Origin of the sequence: Tomitella gaofuii, assembly GCF_014126825.1 — a bacterium.
Taxonomy (GTDB): Bacteria; Actinomycetota; Actinomycetes; order Mycobacteriales; family Mycobacteriaceae; genus Tomitella; species Tomitella gaofuii.
Genome location: NZ_CP059900.1, coordinates 1 through 18,225, shown reverse-complemented (window position 1 = coordinate 18,225; position 18,225 = coordinate 1). Strand labels below are relative to the sequence as shown.

Genomic DNA, 18,225 nt, shown 5'->3' with positions numbered 1-18,225 from the left:
ACCGTTAGTTTGAGGTCCTGCCACCAGCCGGGAGGACCCACGATGTCCACTTCGAATCCGTTCTCGCCCAACATGTTCCACAACTTCCCGGAACGTTTGGAGGCCGGGGCATGACCGCCACGCACTGTCCGTACTGCGGACTCCAGTGCGCGATGACGGTCTCGGGCGACGCACGGAACCGCGCCACTGTCACGGCCCGCGACTTCCCCACCAACCGCGGCGGGCTCTGCCAGAAGGGCTGGACGAGTGCAGAGCTGCTGACGCACCCCGACAGGCTCATCACGCCGCTGGTGCGCGACGGCGCCGGAGCGTTGCGACCGGCCACGTGGAACCGCGCGCTCGACGCCGTCGCCGACGGGATCAGGCGCACCCGGCGGCGCCACGGCCGGAACGCGGTCGCCGTCTACGGCAGCGGCGGGCTGACCAACGAGAAGGCCTACATGCTGGGAAAGTTCGCCCGCGTCGCCGTGGGAACCGCGAACATCGACTACAACGGCCGTTTCTGCATGTCGTCGGCGGCGGCAGCGGCCAGGCGCGCATTCGGCGTCGACCGGGGACTGCCGTTCCCTGTGTCGGACCTCACGGGCGCGCGGGCGATCATGCTCGCCGGCGCCAACATCGCCGAGACCATGCCACCGCTGCTGGGGCACTTGCGCTGCGCGGCCGAGGACGGCGGCCTCATCGTCGTCGACCCGCGCCGGACCCCCACCGCCGAGCTGGCAGAGCAATCCGGGGGCGTGCACCTCCCCGTCGCACCCGGCACCGACACGGCCGTGGCGTTGGGCATGCTCCACATCGCCGTCACCGAGGGATACGCCGACCAGGAGTTCATCGACGGGCGCACCCGTGGTTTCGACGCCGCCTGGGCCGCTGCCGGCAGGTGGTGGCCGCACCGCGTCGAGTCGGTGACCGGCGTGTCCGCCGACGCGCTGCGCCGGGCGGTACGGACCCTCGCCGGCTCCCGCGACGCCGGCACCGGCGCCTACATCCTCACCGGGCGCGGGGCCGAACAGCACGCGCACGGCACCGACACGGTCTCCGCCGTCATCGACCTCGCGCTGGCGATGGGGCTGCCCGGCAGACGTGGCTGCGGCTACGGCACCGTCACCGGACAGGGCAACGGGCAGGGCGGCCGTGAGCACGGCCAGAAGGCCGATCAGCTCCCCGGGTACCGGAACCTGTCCGACGCCCTCGACCGCGAACACATTGCACGCGTGTGGGACGTGCCGGAGGCGTCTCTGCCGGACGGGGGCGCGTCGGCCTACGAGTTGTTCGACCGGGCCGGTATGGACGGCACCGGACCGGACGGCGGAGTTCGGGCGCTACTGGTGCACGGCGCCAACCCGGCAGTGTCGGCTCCGCACTCCGCGCACGTCGTCGAGCGCCTGCGCTCGCTGGATCTGCTCGTGGTGAGCGACTTCGTGCTCTCGGAGACCGCGGCGATGGCCGACGTGGTGCTGCCGGTGCTGCAGTGGGCGGAGGAGGACGGCACCACGACGAGCCTCGAGGGCCGGGTGTTGTTCCGCCGCCGGGCGGTATCCCCGCCTCCGGGCGCGCGCAGCGAACTGCAGGTGTTGTCGGACCTCGCGCAGCGGCTCGGCCACCCGCCAAGCAGGTTTCCCGCCACACCGCGGGCGGTGTTCGAAGAGCTCCGCCGCGCGTCGGCCGGGGGCGCGGCCGACTACGCGGGCATCAGCTACGAGCGCCTCGACCGCGGCGAAGCGTTGCACTGGCCGTGCCCCGCCGAGAACCACCCGGGCACGCCCCGACTGTTCCTCGACCGGTTCGCCACGCCTGACGGGCGGGCCCGCTTCGCCGGCGTGGACCACCGCGGCCCCGGGGAGGCCACCGACGACGACCACCCGCTGTTCGCGACCACCGGCCGCATCCTCACGCAGTACCAATCCGGCGCCCAGACCCGCCGCATCGCGGAACTCGTGGACGTCGCCCCCGAGGCATTCGTGCAGGTGCACCCCGACACCGCGGAACGCAGCAGCGTCCACGACGGCGCGTTGGCACGGGTGGTGGGTCGCCGCGGCACGATGACGGCCCGTGTCCGGGTGGACGAGGCGATGCGCCCCGACACGGTGTTCGTCCCCTTCCACTTCCCCGGGCGCGCCCGCGCGAACCTGCTGACCAACCCGCTGCTCGATCCGACCAGCCGGATGCCGGAGTTCAAGGTGTGCGCCGTGCGATTGGAGGCCCTGTGATCCGCCCAGAATCCTCCCCCCGAAGCGGTCCGGATCCACGGCGGGTGGTCGTCGTGGGCAACGGGATGGCCGGTACCCGGCTTGTCGAGCAGCTTCGGGCGCTCGACCCTTCCGGCGCGCGGGTCAGGATCACCGTCATCGGCGACGAGCCGCATCCCGCCTACAATCGCGTCCTGCTCTCGAACGTCCTCTCCGGAGGCATCGGTCCCGCACAGACACGCATGCGTTCGGGCGGGTGGCGGCCCGGCGACGGCGTCACCGTCCGCACCGGCGTGCGGGCCACGGGCATCGATGTCGCGGCGCGATCACTCACGCTGGACGGCGGGCACCCGCCGGTGGAGTACGACGAGTTGGTCCTGACGACGGGAAGCGCACCGAACCTCCCACGTATCGACGGCGCCTATCGCGACGACGGCACGCCGGCGCGCGGCGTGACGACGTTCCGGACCTTGGACGACTGCGCGGCCATCGCGGCCGCAGCGCACCCCGGCGCGCGGGTCGTCATCGTCGGGGCGGGACTGCTGGGACTCGAGGCGGCCCGCGGCGTGCTGATGCGCGGTGCCGCGGTGACACTGGTGCACCCGCAGGACTATCCGATGGACCGCCAGCTCGACAGGGACGGCGGCGCCGTACTCGCCCGCATCGTGCGCGGGCTCGGTGCCGAGCTGGTGGTCGGCCGGCGCGCGGCCGAGTTCGTTCGCGGCGACGATCGTGCCGGCCACGCACTGCTGCTCGACGACGGCACGCGCGTCGCCACCGACCTGCTGATCCTCGCCGCAGGGACCGTCCCCCGCACGGAGCTCGCACGCTCCGCGGGTATCACCGCGGCGGACGGGATCGTCGTCGACGACACCCTGCGCACCAGCGCCCCGCACGTGTGGGCCGCGGGCGACTGCTGCGAGCACGACGGCGTGGTCTACGGGCTGGTGCAGCCCGCATGGGAACAGACCGCGGTGCTCGCCGCACGGCTCTGCGGTGCACGGGACACCGTCTACTCCGGCAGCACGCAGGTCACGCGGCTCAAGGCGCATGACATCGACCTCGTCGCCATGGGCCGCGTCGACGTCGGCGGCCATGACCAGGGGCACGAGGTGCTCACCCTCGCCGACCCGGCGCGCGGACGCTACGCCAAGGCGGTCGTCCGCGCGGGTCGGCTCGTCGGAGCGCTCTCGCTCGGCAATCCCGGCGTGGCCGGCGCTTTCACGCAACTATTCGACTCGAACGGACCGGTGCCACAGGACCGGATGTCGCTGCTGATCGGCCACGCACCCCCGGGCGTCGAGACGGCCGGGACGGACGCAGGTCCCGAGTCGGTGGTGTGCCGCTGCAACTCGGTGACCCGCGGCCGGATCGCCGAGGCGTGGCGGAACGGCGCCCGGTCCGACGAGGCGGTCGCACGCGCCACCCGGGCCGGCACCGGTTGCGGCGGCTGCCGCGGTGTCGTCGGAACGCTATGCGAGGGCTGGAACATGCATGGACAGAGTGGAATCCACGACAGCGGTGCGGACCGAGACGACCGCACTGGAGCGAAGGGAGACGCGGCATGAGCGCGCAGTCATTGGTCGTCATCGGTCACGGGATGGTGGGACACCGCCTGGTGCAGAACCTGCGGCAGCGCGATGAGGCGGACCGCTGGTCGGTGACGGTGCTTTGCGAGGAGCCCTGGGCCGCCTACGACCGCGTCGGCCTGTCCGCCTACGTCGGCGGATGGGAACCGAACGCGTTGGCCCTCGACGGCAACGACTTCGCCGGCGACCCCCTCGTCGAGCTGCGCGTCGGTGACGGCGCCACCGCCGTGGACGTGGCGGCGCACACGGTGGTCTCCGCCTCCGGGGCGACCCACCCGTACGACGCGCTGGTGTTCGCCACCGGGTCGTACGCCTTCCGCCCACCGGTCCCCGGCGCCGACCTTCCCGGCTGCTTCGTCTACCGCACCATCGGAGACCTCGACGCCATCCGTGCCGCCGTCGAGGGCCGCGACGGTGAGCGCGCGGTGGTCGTGGGCGGGGGCCTGCTCGGACTCGAGGCCGCCGATGCCCTACGCTCGCTCGGGCTCATCCCGCACATCGTCGAGCACAACGACAGGCTGCTGTCCGCGCAAGTGGACGCGGGCGGCGGCGCGCTGCTCGGCCGCCTCGTCACCGATCTCGGCCTGCACGTGCATCCCGGCAGCCGCACCGACGCCATCGCACCCGCCGGCGACGGGCTCGCGGTGCACCTGACCGGCGAAACTGTTCTCGACGCAGCCGTGGTGGTGTTCGCGACGGGGATCCGGCCCCGGGACGCCGTGGCGGGCGACGCCGGGCTCGCGCTCGCGCCGCGCGGTGGCATCGCGACCGACCGCGCCATGCGGACCAGCGTCCCCGACGTCTACGCCGTCGGCGAATGCGCCGCTGTCGAGGGAACCTGCTACGGGCTCGTCGCACCCGGCTACGCGATGGCCGACGCGGTCGCGGACCGCCTGCTCGGCGGCGACGGCGAGTTCCCGGGCGCGGACACGTCGACCAAGCTCAAGCTGTTGGGGGTAGACGTGGCGAGCTTCGGCGACATCCACGCCGCCGACGACGGAGCGCTGGAGGTGGTGCTCTCGGACGCGGCGAAGCGCACCTACGCCAAGCTCGTCGTCTCCGACGACGCATCAACGCTGCTCGGCGGCATCCTCGTGGGTGACGCGACGGCGTACACGACGCTGCGCCCGCTCGTCGGGTCACCGATCCCCGGTGATCCGGCCGCGCTGATCTCGCCTGCCGGAGCCACCGTCGGTGCCGGATCGCTGCCGGACGACGCCGAGATCTGTTCCTGCAACGCGGTGACCAAGGCGAGCATCTGCTCGGCCATCGCGGACGGCGCCTGCGACCTGTCCACCGTTACCGATCGCACCCGGGCCGGGTCCACCTGCGGCGGCTGCCTGCCGGCGGTCAAGCAGCTGTTGGCCTCGTCCGGGGTGACACTGTCGAAGGCCCTGTGCGAACACTTCGACCAGTCGCGCGCCGAGCTCTTCGAGATAGTCCGCGCCACCCGCACGCGCACATTCTCCGCCCTCATCGCACAGCACGGACGCGGTATCGGATGTGAGATCTGCAAGCCCGTCGTCGCATCGATCCTCGCCTCCACGTCGTCCGACCACATCCTCGACGCCGAGCAGGCGGCACTGCAGGACACCAACGACCACTTCCTCGCGAACTTGCAGAAGAACGGCACGTACTCCGTCGTCCCCCGCATGCCCGGCGGCGAGTGCACACCCGACCAGCTGATCATCATCGGTGAGGTCGCCCGCGATTTCGGCCTGTACACCAAGGTCACGGGCGGCCAGCGCATCGACCTTTTCGGCGCCCGGGTGGAGCAGCTGCCGCAGATCTGGCGTCGACTGGTGGACGCCGGCATGGAGTCGGGGCACGCGTACGGCAAGTCGCTGCGCACCGCCAAAAGCTGTGTGGGGTCTTCGTGGTGCCGGTACGGCGTGCAGGATTCCCTGTCGATGGCCGTGCGCCTGGAGCTGCGCTACCGGGGGCTGCGGTCGCCGCACAAGCTCAAGCTGGGCGTGTCCGGGTGCGCCCGCGAATGCGCGGAGGCACGGTCGAAGGACGTGGGCGTCATCGCCACCGAGACCGGTTGGAACCTGTACGTGGGCGGCAATGGCGGGCAGACCCCGACGCATGCGCGACAACTCGCGGGCCGACTCGACGACGACGCGCTGGTCCGCTGCATCGACCGGTTCCTCATGTTCTATATCCGCACCGCCGACCGACTCCAGCGCACCGCACGGTGGCTCGAGGAGATCGACGGCGGCCTCGACCACGTGCGGCAGGTCGTGTGCGAGGACTCCTTCGGGATCGCCGCCGAACTCGATGACGCCATGGAGTCGCATGTGGCGGGGTACCGCGACGAGTGGGCCGCCGTGCTCGACGACCCGGAGACCCTGGAGCGGTTCGTGTCCTTCGTCAACGCTCCCGCGGAGCCGGATCCCACCGTCGCGTTCGACGATTCGGGACCGCGCAAAGTGCCGGTGCTCGTGGGGATGCCGGAGTTCCCCGCTGCGAACGCGTGAATCATCCGGCGTGGACGACCGGATTGCTTACCACGATCCAACGCGCACGTAACCGGGCCGAAACGGCGGATCCATAGCGTGGGTGCCACGGCACAACGCGTAGCAGGCACACCTCCATGGACATAGGGAGCAGACGATGAACACCCGAACGACGTCCCCTTCCACAACTGCGGTGCTGGACTCGCCGGACCGAAGCCCCGTTTCGGTCTCGCCCGCGCCGGTCCCGGACGCGGCCGCGCCGGCCCGTCGTCCCGCGTGCCACCCCAGCACGCACCGCGACGCCGGCGGCTGGACCCCGGCGTGCGCGATGCACCGGCTGTTGCCCGGACGCGGGGTCGCCGTGCTGTTGCGCGGAGGCCGGCAGGCCGCTCTGTTCCTCCTGACCGATGGCAGCCTGCACGCCGTCGGCAACATCGATCCGTCCGCGGGAGCCGCCGTCATGTCACGCGGGATCGTCGGCGACCGCGGCGGCGAAGCGACCGTGGCGTCCCCTCTGCTCAAAGAGGTGTACTCGCTGACAGACGGCCGGTGCCTGAACGTTCCCGGGCTCACCCTCCCCGTGCACCCGGTCCGGGTCGAGGACGGAGTGATCCACGTCGGCCCGGCCGGGGCCGACTCCCCGGGCATATGAGCGTCGCCGGGCTCGTCATCGCGGCGCACGGCACCCGGGATGCACGTGGCACCGCAGCCCTCAGACGTCTCGCCCGTCTTGTATCGCACGAAGTCGAGGTACCGGTGCGGCTCGCGTTCGCGGACGTCGCCGCACCGACCGTCGCGGAGAGCCTCTCCACGACGCCCGCCGGGGACGTCGTGGTGGTTCCCGCGTTCCTGGCCTCCGGATACCACGTGCACGTCGACCTACCTGCGCAAGTCTTCGCTACCCGGTCACCGGAGCGTCGCTGCCGACTCACCCGTGGGATCGGGCCCCACCCGGCCATCGCCGCGGTGCAGGCAGCGCGGCTTCGTGCAGCCGGATTGCGCTCGATGGACTCCGTGCTGATGACCGCGGTCGGATCGTCCGATCCCCGGGCCCGCGCTGACGTCCTCCACGCCGGCCGCTTGTTGTCCGATGCGTTGGGCGCCCCGGTCCGCACCACATCATGCGTCGACGGACCTTCCGGTATCGTGCCGACCGTGAACCGGATGCGATCGGAAGGTGCGCGGCGCATCGCCGTCGCGCCGTATGTCCTCGCCGAAGGGCACTTCTGGTCGCAGATCGCCGCATCCGGGGCCGACGTCATCGCACAGCCCATCGGACCGGATCCTGCACTGGCCCGGATCATCGTGCACCTGATGCACGAGGCCGCGTCGACCGCGACCGCGCCGCGGCGGACATCCACCGCCCACCGCGGCCCTCACACCTCCGGATCCCTCACACCCGTGCGTCAAGCCAGCTGATCAGGCGTTCGGTCACCTCGTCGCGGTTGGTCTCGTTGAAGATCTCGTGCCGCGCACCCGGATAGATCTCCAGCTCCACGTCCTTCACCCCGGCGGCGCGGTAACGGTCCGCCACCGTCGTCGGCATGTAGCCCTGGCCGGCAAGCGGATCGTCTTCGCCGCTGAAGACGAGGATTGCGACGTCAGGACTGATCGTCGACAGCGCCTCCGGGTCCCCTGTCGGTGCGCTGGCCCCGAAGATGCTCGGCAGCAGGTCGGGCTGCACGTCGAACCCGCACAGCGGATCGGCGACGTACTTCGCCACCTCCTCGGCGTCGCGGCTAAGCCACTCGTAGCCCGTGTCGCCTTCGAATCCCTCGTTGTAGGCGTCGAGGTTCGCGTTCTCCGCGGCCTCCGAACCCGGTTCCGGCATCGCGGCCGCGGCGATGTCGAGAGCCGTCGTTCCGCTCAGCGCGACGCCCGTGTAGTCGGCGGAACGGTCCAGCAGCACGAACTGCGACGCGAACGAACCCATCGAGTGCCCGACGAGGAAGTGGGGCGCCCCGGGGACCGCCTCGGCGACAACGCCGCTGACCTGAACCAGGTCTGCCACAAGGCCGGCCCATCCGGCGTCGCCGAAGCCGCCGTGCGGCACCGCGGCGTTGACCGACGCCCCGTGTCCGCGGTGATCGTGCGCCCACACGTCGTAGCCGGCGGCGACGAGGGCGCGGGCGAGCCGGTCGTAGCGCTGGGCGTGCTCGGCAAGCCCGTGCGCCAGCTGGACGGTGGCCCTCGGGTTCTCCGCCGACCAGTGATAGACCTGCAGCTGCAGGCCGTCGACGGCGGAGACCACGTGCGTGCGTTCCATCGGGGAACCCCCTTGCATGATGACGACGCGGCCCCTGCGGCCACGCTTCGCCACATTGTGCGTCGCGCACCGCGGCGCAGTGACGCGAGTCTCACTAGCCAGGCGCCGCCCCGCACGGAACCGGGCGGTGTTTCACGTGAAACGGTTTCACGTGAAACACCGCCGGCCCCTCACGACGAGCGCGCGGCGATGAGGTTCATCGCTCGGAGCGTGAGCACCACCGTGCCGTCCTGGTTGAACATCTCACCGGTGGTGCGGATGATCCCCCGGTCCGGCTTCGACCGGGAACGGCGCGATTCGTCCACCGTGACTCGGATCCGCAGTGCGTCACCCGGGCGCACCGGCGCGGTCCAGCGCAGCTCGTCGATACCCGGCGACGACAGGCTGCCCACCGCGGTGAGGAAGTTGTCCGCGAACATCCGCATGAACACCGACGCCGTCTGCCACCCGCTGGCGATGAGCCCGCCGAACGGCCCCTCGCGCGCCACGTCCTCGTCGATGTGGATGGATTGCGGATCGTAGCGTTGCGCGAACTCCAGAATGTCAGCCTCGGTCACGGTGATCGAGCCGTACTCGAACACCTCGCCCGCCACGTAGTCCTCCAGCCAACGGTCGGTGACGGGGCTCGCGAAGTCATGGGCACCGATGGACGAGGTTTTCCACACTGTCATGGCTGCCACCCTATGCGCGAGACGTCGTTTCGCGTGATCGTGGCTACCGATGGACGGGGTGGCCGCCCCGGACTCTCGCCTTGCCGACCCACCCTCGGGGCCTGTGACACCCGACAAACTGATGTGATCCAATCGGATGCACTTCCGTCATCGGATTGCGAAAGATCATGATCTTTAGTTTACGTTCGGATGGAAACTACGAAGTGTGACCGGTCACAATGGCCCGTCCGTAGTGTCAAAGTGCACGACGATGCCACGGGGCCCCAGCCGGTCAGCTCTACTGAACGGAGATCACCCATGTCCCAGAAGATCCGCCGCATCGCCGGCTCCGGCGCCGCACTCGCCGCCGCCGTCGCCCTCGCCATCCCCGCCGCGGGTGCCGCATCCGCGATCGACCTCGGCTCACTGGGAGGCGGCTCGCTCGGCAGCCTCGACGTGCTCGGCAGCCTCGACGTGCTCGGCAGCCTCGGGGGCGGCGCCTACGAGGGAGTCACCGGCGCGGTCACCACCGACGTGAGCGACGACGGCGCGACGAACACGATCACGCTGACCCAGAGCGGCGGCGAGGACGGCACCGACGTGACGTGCCGCGCATACGTCGTGGAATCCATTGTGCTCGACGGCGTCAGCGAGCATGATCTCAAGCTCATGATCGCGATGGGTTCGGGATACCCCGGTAGCAACACGGTCGAGAAGACGGACAACGTCGTCGACGATGCCGACGTCCTCCAGCTGGACACGAATGCGACCACGACCGAGGACTCTGGCACCCTCACCGCCGCGGATCTCGACGAAGGCGACTACTCGATCGTCTCCGCCTGCTTCAACGGTGCCAACGGCAAGGTCGGCCCGGCGCAGACCTTCACCGTCTCCGACAACGACGGCACTCTGACCTTCGAGCAGGCCGGCGGCGGACTGCTGGGCTCGCTGGACCTGTTCGGCTCGCTCGGATCGCTGTCCGCCAGCTGACCGAGCACTTCCCCAGGATCGGGCCCCGGGTGCCTCAGGGACCCGGGGCCTGATCGTCACGTGACGACTCAAAGTCCGGGAGACACCACAGCCCCGGCACGCGTCCTGCTGGCGCACCGGGGCCGCGGTGTGGGATCCGCCCGCTACACGTCCAGGAACCGGACGTCCTTGGCGTTGCGGGTGATGAAGCTGCGCCGCGCCTCCACGTCCTCCCCCATGAGGATGCTGAACAGCTCGTCGGCGGCGGCCGCGTCGTCGAGGGTGACCTGACGGAGCACCCGCACCTCCGGGTCCATCGTCGTCTCCCACAGTTCCTTGGCATCCATCTCGCCGAGGCCCTTGTAGCGCTGGATGCCGTCGTCCTTGTTGATCTTCTTGCCGGCCGCCAGGCCCGCCTCCAGCAGACCGTCGCGCTCGCGGTCCGAGTAGGCGAAGTCCGGCTCGGCGCCGCGCTGCCACTTGAGCTTGTACAACGGCGGCTGCGCCAGGTACACGTGCCCGTGCTCGATGAGTGGCCGCATGAACCGGAACAGCAGCGTCATCAGCAGCGTGGAGATGTGCTGGCCGTCCACATCGGCGTCCGCCATGAGCACGATCTTGTGGTAGCGGAGCTTGGCGATGTCGAACTCGTCGTGGATGCCGGTGCCCAGCGCCGTGATGATGGTCTGCACCTCGGCGTTCTTGAGCACGCGGTCGATCCGCGCCTTCTCCACGTTGATGATCTTGCCGCGCAGCGGGAGGATCGCCTGGTACATCGAGTCGCGCCCCGACTTGGCCGAACCGCCGGCCGAGTCGCCCTCCACGATGTAGACCTCGCACTTGCTGGGGTCCTTGGAACGGCAGTCCGCCAGCTTTCCGGGAAGCCCGCCGATGTCCGTCGCCGTCTTGCGCCGCACCAGCTCACGGGCCTTGCGCGCGGCCATGCGGGCCTGCGCCGACGACACGGCCTTGTTGACGATGACCTTCGCCTCGGCAGGGTTGGACTCGAACCAGTACTCCAGGTGCTCGTTGCATGCCTTCTGCACGAACGAGCGCACCTCGGTGTTGCCCAGTTTGGTCTTGGTCTGCCCCTCGAACTGCGGCTCGGTCACCTTCACCGAGATCACCGCGGCCAAGCCCTCGCGGATGTCGTCGCCGGAGAGCTTGGGGTCCTTGTCCTTGAGCAGCTTGTGGTCCTTGGCGTAGCGGTTGACCGTGGAGGTCAGCGCCGAGCGGAACCCCTCCTCGTGCGTGCCGCCCTCGGCCGTGTTGATGGTGTTGGCGAACGTGTGCACCGACTCCGAGTAGCCGGAGTTCCACTGCATGGCCACCTCGAGCTCGTGCCCGTCACCGGCGGCGGTGAAGTCCAGCACCGACTGGTGGATGGACTGCTTGGTGCGGTTGATGTGCTTGACGTAGTCGACCAGCCCGCCCGGGTAGTGGAAGACGCGGCGCTTGACCTTGGGCGCGGCCGCCTTCTCCTCGGCCTCCTCCGCCTCCTCGGCGGCGTTCTTGGGCGCCTCGGCGACGTCGCCGACCACCTCGTCGGTGATCTCCTCATCGGCCACCCGCTCGTCGACGAGGACAATGGTGAGCCCCTTGTTCAGGAACGCCATCTCCTGCAGCCGCCGCGAGACCGTCTCGAAGTCGTAGACCGTCGTCTCGAAGATGTCCGGGTCCGCCCAGTACCGCACGGTGGTGCCGGTGCGCGAAGTGGCCTCGCCCTTGTTGAGCTGGCCGGGGACCGACTTGATGTACCGCTGATCCCAGTGGAAGCCGTCGTAATCGATCTCCACCTCGAGCACGGTGGACAGCGCGTTGACCACGGACACGCCCACGCCGTGCAGGCCGCCGGAGACCGCGTACGAGTCCGAATCGAACTTGCCGCCCGCGTGCAGCTGGGTGAGCACGACCTGCACGGTCGGTTCGCCGCTGGCGTGCATGTCCACCGGGATGCCGCGACCGTCGTCCGTCACCTCGACGCCGCCGTCGGCGAGGAGCGTCACGCCGACCGTGGACGCATAGCCGGCCATCGCCTCGTCGACGGAGTTGTCGACCACCTCCCACACCAGGTGGTGCAGCCCGCGCTCACCCGTGGAGCCGATGTACATGCCCGGACGCTTCCGGACCGCCTCGAGCCCCTCGAGGATGGTGATGGAGGAGGCGTTGTAATCGCCCACCGAACCGTTGGATGACGCCTGGTCTGAGTCGTTGGCAGCCACTGGTCGCTAGCACTCCTTCTGGTCGAGCCGCACACGCGTGTCCACCACCCGCGCGGGGCGCCCGGCTGAGGGTGGTGGACATGGCGGCACCATTTCCACACCAGTCTACTTCCTCGGACGCCCTGGGAGGCCACTCACACACGCCTGGAGGCGCCACTGCGGCACGAACTCGACGGACGACGAGGCCGGACACCGCCTGACTCATCGTGACAACGCCAGGCACCGTACGCGGCCGGCCCGCACGACGGCTCACAGCGATGCCGTCCATCCGGTCAGCCGTAGGTGTCCCGTGGTCCGCGCCCGCTCACGTGCCGGGGGCCGTGGCGCCAGCTCGGCGCGCTGGGGCCGCGGATCTCGAGCTTGGTCACCACGCCGTCGCCCACCGCGCGGGCGATCTTCGCGAGGATCTGGCTCTGCACCATCCTGAGCTGCGTCGCCCACGCCGTCGACTCCGCCGTCACGTGCAGGACCCCGTCGTGGAGCGACGACGGGGCAGCGTGGTCGGCGATCTCCTCCCCGACGACCTCGTCCCAGCACCCGAGCACCCGTCCCTCGGCCACGTGGCGGTTCCATCCCCGGCGCCGGGCCAGCGAAGCGGCGAGCGTCCCCAGGGTTTGCGGGTCACGGGGGTCGTCGGCGGGGCCCGACCAGCGGCGACGCGACGGACGTCGCTGTTGTCGCCGTTGCGGCGAGGCCATGCCCTTACCCACCGACTTGCCCTGCGCCGCAGCCCGCGCGCGCGCCTCTTCCAGCGCGCGCCGCGCAAGGTCCGCGCCACGCGGAGCCCCGTCGCCGCCGCCGGCGGGAGCGTCCCCGCCCTCTCCGGGTTCAGCCGCCATCGCCGGTCACCTCCGCGTCGCCCGGTCTTGGCGATCCGTCTGCACCGACGTCGCCGTCACTGCTCGCGCACGGCGCCGCCGCAATGGTCGACACCCGTCCGAGGTCGCCGCGGTCCCGGATCGAGACGACGTACTGCCGCCCCCGCAGCTCCTGGGGCACGTCCTCGGGCACCGCCGCCGTCACCAGCACCTGCTCGGTCTGCCCCGCCACGTGGGCGAGGGCGCTTCGCCGCCGCCGATCGAGCTCGGCGAACACGTCGTCGAGGACGAGGATCGGCTCGGTGCCGTCGTGTCGCAGAAGCTCGAACGCCGCCAGGCGCATCGCCAGCGCGAAGGACCACGATTCTCCGTGGCTCGCATAGCCTTTCACGGGGTGCTCGCCCAATCGGAGCGCGAGGTCGTCGCGGTGCGGACCCACCAGGCACACGCCCCGCGCGATCTCGCGGGAGCGCACCCGCGACAACGCCGCATGCATGGCCTTCTCCAGGCCCGCCACCGTATCGGACGGCGACGCGGACGACGGCGGATCGGGCGGCAAGTCCTCCGCGAGACTGCAACGGTAGGCCAGCGATGCCGCCTGCGATTCGGGGGCGATCGACGCGTACGACCCGGCGAGATGCGGCGCCAGCTCACCCACCAATGCCATTCGGGCGGCGATGATCTCCGCTCCGTAGGCGGCCAGGTGGCCGTCCCACACCTCGAGTGTCGCCAGCGCGCTCGCACCGTCGGATCCGCGCCCGCCGTCGCGCATGGCGGGGCCCGCGGACTTCAGCAGCGCCGACCGTTGGCGCAGCACCTTGTCATAGTCGGACCGCACGCCGGCCAGCCTGGGTCGGCGCACTGTCATCAGCTCGTCCAGGAACCGACGCCGCTCGCCGGGGTCGCCCCGTACGAGCGCCAGGTCCTCGGGCGCGAAGAGCACCGACTGGACCACGCCGAGTATCTCGCGGGTGCGGCGCATCGGACTCTGCCGCAGCCGCGCCTTGTTGGCGCGGCCCGCGTGGATGGTGAGATCCAATGTGAGCTCGCGCCCGTCGTTGATGGCGGTAGCCGCGATCAGTGCGGATTCGGCACCGGACCGGATGAGCGGCTGGTCCGACGACACGCGGTGCGACGACAGCGTTGCCAGGTAACCGACGGCCTCGAGGATGTTCGTCTTTCCCCGGCCGTTGGCGCCGACGAAGACGGTGACGCCGGGTTCGAGGTCGAGGTCGAGCGACTCCCACGATCGGAAGTCCTGCAGCCGCAGGTGACGGAGGAACACCGCCGCGGTCAGCCTGGCAGGCGCACAGGCATCAGCAGGTAGGTGTAGCTGCCGGTCGATGCGGGGAATGCGCCGGAGTCGTCGGCCTGGGGCAGCTCCTCGGCGGCGGGGCACAGCACCGCGGGCCGGCTGGGGCTCGTGAATCCCATGTGCACGTGTTCGGTGCCCAGCGCCCCGAGCCCCTCCTGCAGGTACCCGGGATTGAATGCGATGGTGAGCGGCTCGCCGGCGAACTCGGCGGGCAGGGACTCTTCGGCACTGCTGGAGTCGTCTCCGCCGGCCGCGAGCACGAGCCCGTCCTCCGAGAATTGCAGGCGCACCTGCGCGCCGCGCTCGGCCACCAGGGCGACGCGCTTGATCGCCTCGGTCAGCGGCGCGACCTCCACCGACGCCACCGCGGTGTGCGTCGCGGGAAGCAACTGGCGGAACTTCGGGAACTCCGCGTCGAGCAGCCGCGCCGTCGTCTGGCGGGCGCCCGAGGTGACCCCGAGCATGCCCTCCGCGCCCACCGCGCTGCCGTCGCCCATCTCGATCTCGATGTCGGCGGAGGCCGACGAGGTCATCGTCTTCGCCGCCTCGGCCAGGGTGCGGGCCGGCACCAGAACGGAGGCCTCCAGGTCGGCGGTGGCTGGCTTCCACTCGAACTCGCGCACCGCGAGCCGGAAGCGGTCGGTGGCGGCCATGACGACCTTGCCACCCTCGATCTCCACGCGGATGCCCGTGAGCATCGGCAGGGTGTCGTCTTTACCCGCCGCGACCGCGACCTGGCCGACCGCCAGCGCGAACTCCTCGGCCGGGACGGCGCCGGTCGGGGCCGGCGGCGTGGGCAGCTGCGGGTAGTCCTCGACGGGGATGATCGGCAGGGAGAACGTGGCGCGACCTGCCACGATGGTGAGGTGCGTACCGTCGAACGCCACGTCCACCGGCTTGTTCGGCAAGGCTTTGGTGATGTCCGCCAACAGTCGGCCGGACACGAGAACCGTGCCGGGCTCGGGCACCTCGGCCGGCACCTGCATGCGCGCGGAAGTCTCGTAGTCGTACCCGGAGACGGTCACGCCCTGCTCGGTGGCCTCGATCAGGATGCCACGTAGGACCGGCACGGTGGGCCGTGCGGGGAGGCTGCGTGCGACCCAGGTGACCGCGTCCTGGAAGTCATCTCGGGTGACCCGGAATTTCATGCCGGCTAGCTCCATCAGACCCGGGAATCCTTCCAGTGTGGCGGCCGTGGCCGACGGTACCCGCGCGTCGAGCGCGGTGTGTATTTCGGCCACCGCCGGTGACGTGCAGTGATCGTTCTGTGGTCGAGCTCAATGGTGCGTTCGGTGCCGCGATAACGCCGACGGTGAGCCCCGGCGGCGGAGGCCGCGTGCGAGAGGCTCGGCCCCCCGGACGTGCGCCAGGCACACCTGGTCTCGGACCCCAGATTAGCCGACGGCGCTGAGGCCGAGAGCCGGTCCGGGATCTCCACCGTAGGTCGTCGGGGGCGCGCCGTAAAGCGCGGGATCCGGTTCCGCCGACGCAGCGTCGAGGGGTCCACAGGAGCGGCTTTCCACACAGGCTGTTTTGTAGTTTCCCCTTGAGAAGAGATTTCAGCAGTAGTAGTAGGTCCTGTGGATCCTGTGCACAACCATATGGATCTGCTGGTGGCGGCGGGTTTGCGGATGTGCACCGGGCGGTGGACGGGGTTGTGGACCGGTGGGGTCGGCTGTGGACGGCGGAAAGTTGTTCCACCTTCGTCCCCATGTTGTCCCCAGATGCGACGGGTTATCCCCATAGTTGTCCACAGGTGTGCAAACTCGTCACCGGAGTCACACGCGCACCCCGATTCACTGCGGACGGCGGCGCGACGATGCCCGCGGAGGGCGCGGATCACCGGCGGGGCCGCCACGTCGGCCAGGGAGGAGCCCGCGACGGCGCTCAGAGCTTGGACCGCTGCTTGATGCGCGCCGTGAGCTCCTGGACCTGGTCGTAGACCTTGCGTCGCTCGGCCATCTCCCCGCGGATCTTCTTCTCCGCGTACATGACGGTGGTGTGGTCGCGGCCGAAGGCCTGTCCGATCTTCGGCAGCGACAGGTCCGTGAGCTCCCGGCACAGGTACAGCGCGATCTGGCGGGCGGAGGCGATCTGACGGGCCCTGCGCGGCCCGCACAGCTCGTCGATCGTGGTGTCGAAGTACTCGGCCGTCACCGCCATGATCGTGGCTGCGGTGATCTCCACCGTGGCGGTCTCCGGGGCGAGGTCGCGCAGCACCACCTCGGCCAGGCGCAGATCGAGCGGCTGCTTGTTGAGCGACGCGAACGCGGTCACCCGGATCAGGGCGCCCTCGAGTTCGCGGATGTTGCGCTCGATGCGGCCGGCGATCAGGTCGAGGACGTCGTCGGGCACCTCGATGGAGTCCATCTGCGCCTTCTTGGACAGGATGGCGATGCGCGTCTCGAGGTCCGGCGGCTGCACGTCGGCGATCAGGCCCCACTCGAAGCGGGTGCGGAGCCGGTCTTCGAGGGTCGCCATCTGCTTGGGCGGCCGATCCGAGGTGATGACGATCTGCTTGTTGGCGTTGTGCAGGGCCTCGAAGGTGTAGAAGAACTCCTCCTGGATGCCCTCTTTGTTCTCGATGAACTGGATGTCGTCCACCAGCAGCACGTCCGTCTCGCGGTAGCGCCGTTTGAAGGCCACCTTGCGATCGTCGCGGATGCTGTTGATGAAGTCGTTCGTGAACTCCTCGGTGGACACGTAACGCACGCGCAGGCCGGGGAAGAGACGTTTGGCGTAGTGACCGGCCGCGTGCAGCAGATGCGTCTTGCCCAGGCCGGACTCGCCCCAGATGAACAGCGGGTTATACGCGCGGGCCGGCGCCTCCGCGATGGCGACGGCGGCCGCGTGGGAGAAGCGATTCGACGGCCCGGTGACGAACGTGTCGAAGGTGTACTTGGGGTTGAGTCCCGCCTCGCTCGCGCTGCCGGCGGCCTCCGGGGCCGGCGTGTTGAAGTGTGACGGCCAGGTGCGGTCCAGGCTTTCGCGCGCTTCCTGCTCCTCCGCGATCAGGTCTTCTTCCGCCTCGGCGGAGAGCTCGTCGCGGCGCCCCTGCAGCAGCGTGGCGGTGTCGGCGTAATGGGGTTCGGCGGGATTGGCGGCCCACATCCCTGCACCGTCCGATGGTGCGGGGACGTCCGGGGCGGGGCGCGGCGGATCCTCGCGCGGCCGGTCGGCCGGGTCGTCGTCGAGCGCGGTGTCGATGCGGACGGCGATCTCTACCGGGTCGCCCAGGTGGCGTTCGAGGGCGTCAGAGATGGGCTGGCGCAGGACGCGCTCGATCGCGTCGCGCGCGAAGCTCGACGGCGCGGACAGCAGGGCGAAGCCCCCGGCGAGGGTGATCGGCTTGGCGAGCAGCAGCCAGGCGCGTTGCTGCCGGCTCAGCGGCAGCCCCGGCATGGCCGGCGCGCCCTCCTCACGGTCCGCGGAGGTGAGCTCGGAGACGACGATCGGCCACACTCGTGACAGAGCGTTCGGGTCTTCCTCCACAGAACCTCGTCCTCCCCTGACGTCCAGAATGTCCTTCAGCGGTCATTGCGCGGCGTTGACCTGCAACAACGCAGGTTCCGCACGGGGGCGCGCAACGACTGCGTCCAATGGTCGCCGACATATCCACACGATTATCCACACCTGTGGACAACTGTGGACGATAGTGGACCACTCGTCGAGCGAGTGGCGCGGTGACCCGGCACGACTACCCACGGTTCTGTGGACGAACCTGTGGAAAGCGTCGGTTCAGTGTGAA

At 70.1% G+C, this 18,225-nt stretch carries 13 protein-coding genes; 6 read left to right on the top strand and 7 right to left on the bottom strand.

Annotation, left to right across the window (positions count from 1 at the left end):
• Positions 1 to 110 precede the first annotated feature (110 nt).
• The 5 genes from H4F70_RS00065 to H4F70_RS00045 all read left to right on the top strand — a co-directional run bounded on the left by H4F70_RS00065 (position 111) and on the right by H4F70_RS00045 (position 7,656).
• Complete coding sequence (locus H4F70_RS00065) at positions 111 to 2,210, top strand: molybdopterin oxidoreductase family protein (protein WP_220471743.1); 2,100 nt, start codon at positions 111 to 113, stop codon at positions 2,208 to 2,210.
• A 53-nt stretch (positions 2,211 to 2,263) separates the two neighbouring features.
• Entirely contained in the window at positions 2,264 to 3,757 is a 1,494-nt protein-coding gene (locus H4F70_RS00060) for an FAD-dependent oxidoreductase (protein WP_235681250.1), read from the top strand.
• Positions 3,754 to 6,258 carry a nitrite reductase large subunit NirB gene (nirB, locus tag H4F70_RS00055; protein WP_182358537.1) on the top strand — a complete coding sequence of 835 codons (2,505 nt, stop codon included), beginning with the start codon at positions 3,754 to 3,756 and terminating at the stop codon, positions 6,256 to 6,258. Before H4F70_RS00060 ends, nirB begins: the two co-directional genes overlap by 4 nt.
• 136 nt (positions 6,259 to 6,394) lie before the next feature.
• A complete protein-coding gene (nirD, locus tag H4F70_RS00050) occupies positions 6,395 to 6,889 on the top strand; it encodes a nitrite reductase small subunit NirD (RefSeq protein WP_182358536.1) in 495 nt (164 codons plus the stop codon).
• Positions 6,886 to 7,656 (top strand): sirohydrochlorin chelatase, encoded by a 771-nt coding sequence (locus H4F70_RS00045; protein WP_182358535.1) that lies wholly within the window; start codon positions 6,886 to 6,888, stop codon positions 7,654 to 7,656. The genes nirD and H4F70_RS00045 overlap by 4 nt, the downstream gene beginning before the upstream one ends.
• Here the strand turns inward: H4F70_RS00045 and H4F70_RS00040 are convergent.
• Both H4F70_RS00040 and H4F70_RS00035 read right to left on the bottom strand, forming a co-directional pair.
• Entirely contained in the window at positions 7,631 to 8,503 is an 873-nt protein-coding gene (locus H4F70_RS00040; RefSeq protein ID WP_182358534.1) for an alpha/beta hydrolase, read from the bottom strand. The genes H4F70_RS00045 and H4F70_RS00040 overlap by 26 nt on opposite strands.
• Before the next feature lie 170 nt (positions 8,504 to 8,673).
• Positions 8,674 to 9,174 carry a MaoC family dehydratase gene (locus H4F70_RS00035; protein WP_182358533.1) on the bottom strand — a complete coding sequence of 167 codons (501 nt, stop codon included), beginning with the start codon at positions 9,172 to 9,174 and terminating at the stop codon, positions 8,674 to 8,676.
• A 297-nt stretch (positions 9,175 to 9,471) separates the two neighbouring features.
• On the opposite strand from H4F70_RS00035, the gene H4F70_RS00030 reads away from it, so the two are divergent.
• A complete protein-coding gene (locus H4F70_RS00030) occupies positions 9,472 to 10,143 on the top strand; it encodes a hypothetical protein (RefSeq protein WP_182358532.1) in 672 nt (223 codons plus the stop codon).
• 143 nt (positions 10,144 to 10,286) lie between these two features.
• Here H4F70_RS00030 and gyrB read toward each other — a convergent pair whose 3' ends face one another.
• The 5 genes from gyrB to dnaA all read right to left on the bottom strand — a co-directional run bounded on the left by gyrB (position 10,287) and on the right by dnaA (position 17,969).
• Positions 10,287 to 12,344, bottom strand: a complete 2,058-nt coding sequence (gene gyrB / locus H4F70_RS00025) for a DNA topoisomerase (ATP-hydrolyzing) subunit B (RefSeq protein ID WP_182358531.1) — start codon at positions 12,342 to 12,344, stop codon at positions 10,287 to 10,289.
• Positions 12,345 to 12,616: 272 nt separating this feature from the next.
• Positions 12,617 to 13,183 (bottom strand): DUF721 family protein, encoded by a 567-nt coding sequence (locus H4F70_RS00020; protein WP_182358530.1) that lies wholly within the window; start codon positions 13,181 to 13,183, stop codon positions 12,617 to 12,619.
• Complete coding sequence (recF, locus tag H4F70_RS00015; RefSeq protein ID WP_182358529.1) at positions 13,173 to 14,447, bottom strand: DNA replication/repair protein RecF; 1,275 nt, start codon at positions 14,445 to 14,447, stop codon at positions 13,173 to 13,175. Before recF ends, H4F70_RS00020 begins: the two co-directional genes overlap by 11 nt.
• An 8-nt stretch (positions 14,448 to 14,455) precedes the next feature.
• Positions 14,456 to 15,640 carry a DNA polymerase III subunit beta gene (gene dnaN / locus H4F70_RS00010; protein WP_182358528.1) on the bottom strand — a complete coding sequence of 395 codons (1,185 nt, stop codon included), beginning with the start codon at positions 15,638 to 15,640 and terminating at the stop codon, positions 14,456 to 14,458.
• 724 nt (positions 15,641 to 16,364) lie between these two features.
• Positions 16,365 to 17,969 (bottom strand): chromosomal replication initiator protein DnaA, encoded by a 1,605-nt coding sequence (dnaA, locus tag H4F70_RS00005; RefSeq protein ID WP_182358527.1) that lies wholly within the window; start codon positions 17,967 to 17,969, stop codon positions 16,365 to 16,367.
• Between the last annotated feature and the right edge of the window lie 256 nt (positions 17,970 to 18,225).

What these genes read in the sequence shown, in the direction of transcription:
- H4F70_RS00020 (WP_182358530.1), bottom strand. Translation starts at nt 13,183, where the DNA reads ATGGCGGCTGAACCCGGAGAGGGCGGGGACGCTCCCGCCGGCGGCGGC.
- H4F70_RS00030 (WP_182358532.1), top strand. Translation starts at nt 9,472, where the DNA reads ATGTCCCAGAAGATCCGCCGCATCGCCGGCTCCGGCGCCGCACTCGCC.
- H4F70_RS00045 (WP_182358535.1), top strand. Translation starts at nt 6,886, where the DNA reads ATGAGCGTCGCCGGGCTCGTCATCGCGGCGCACGGCACCCGGGATGCA.
- H4F70_RS00065 (WP_220471743.1), top strand. Translation starts at nt 111, where the DNA reads ATGACCGCCACGCACTGTCCGTACTGCGGACTCCAGTGCGCGATGACG.
- H4F70_RS00035 (WP_182358533.1), bottom strand. Translation starts at nt 9,174, where the DNA reads ATGACAGTGTGGAAAACCTCGTCCATCGGTGCCCATGACTTCGCGAGC.
- nirD (WP_182358536.1), top strand. Translation starts at nt 6,395, where the DNA reads ATGAACACCCGAACGACGTCCCCTTCCACAACTGCGGTGCTGGACTCG.
- nirB (WP_182358537.1), top strand. Translation starts at nt 3,754, where the DNA reads ATGAGCGCGCAGTCATTGGTCGTCATCGGTCACGGGATGGTGGGACAC.
- H4F70_RS00040 (WP_182358534.1), bottom strand. Translation starts at nt 8,503, where the DNA reads ATGGAACGCACGCACGTGGTCTCCGCCGTCGACGGCCTGCAGCTGCAG.
- dnaN (WP_182358528.1), bottom strand. Translation starts at nt 15,640, where the DNA reads ATGGAGCTAGCCGGCATGAAATTCCGGGTCACCCGAGATGACTTCCAG.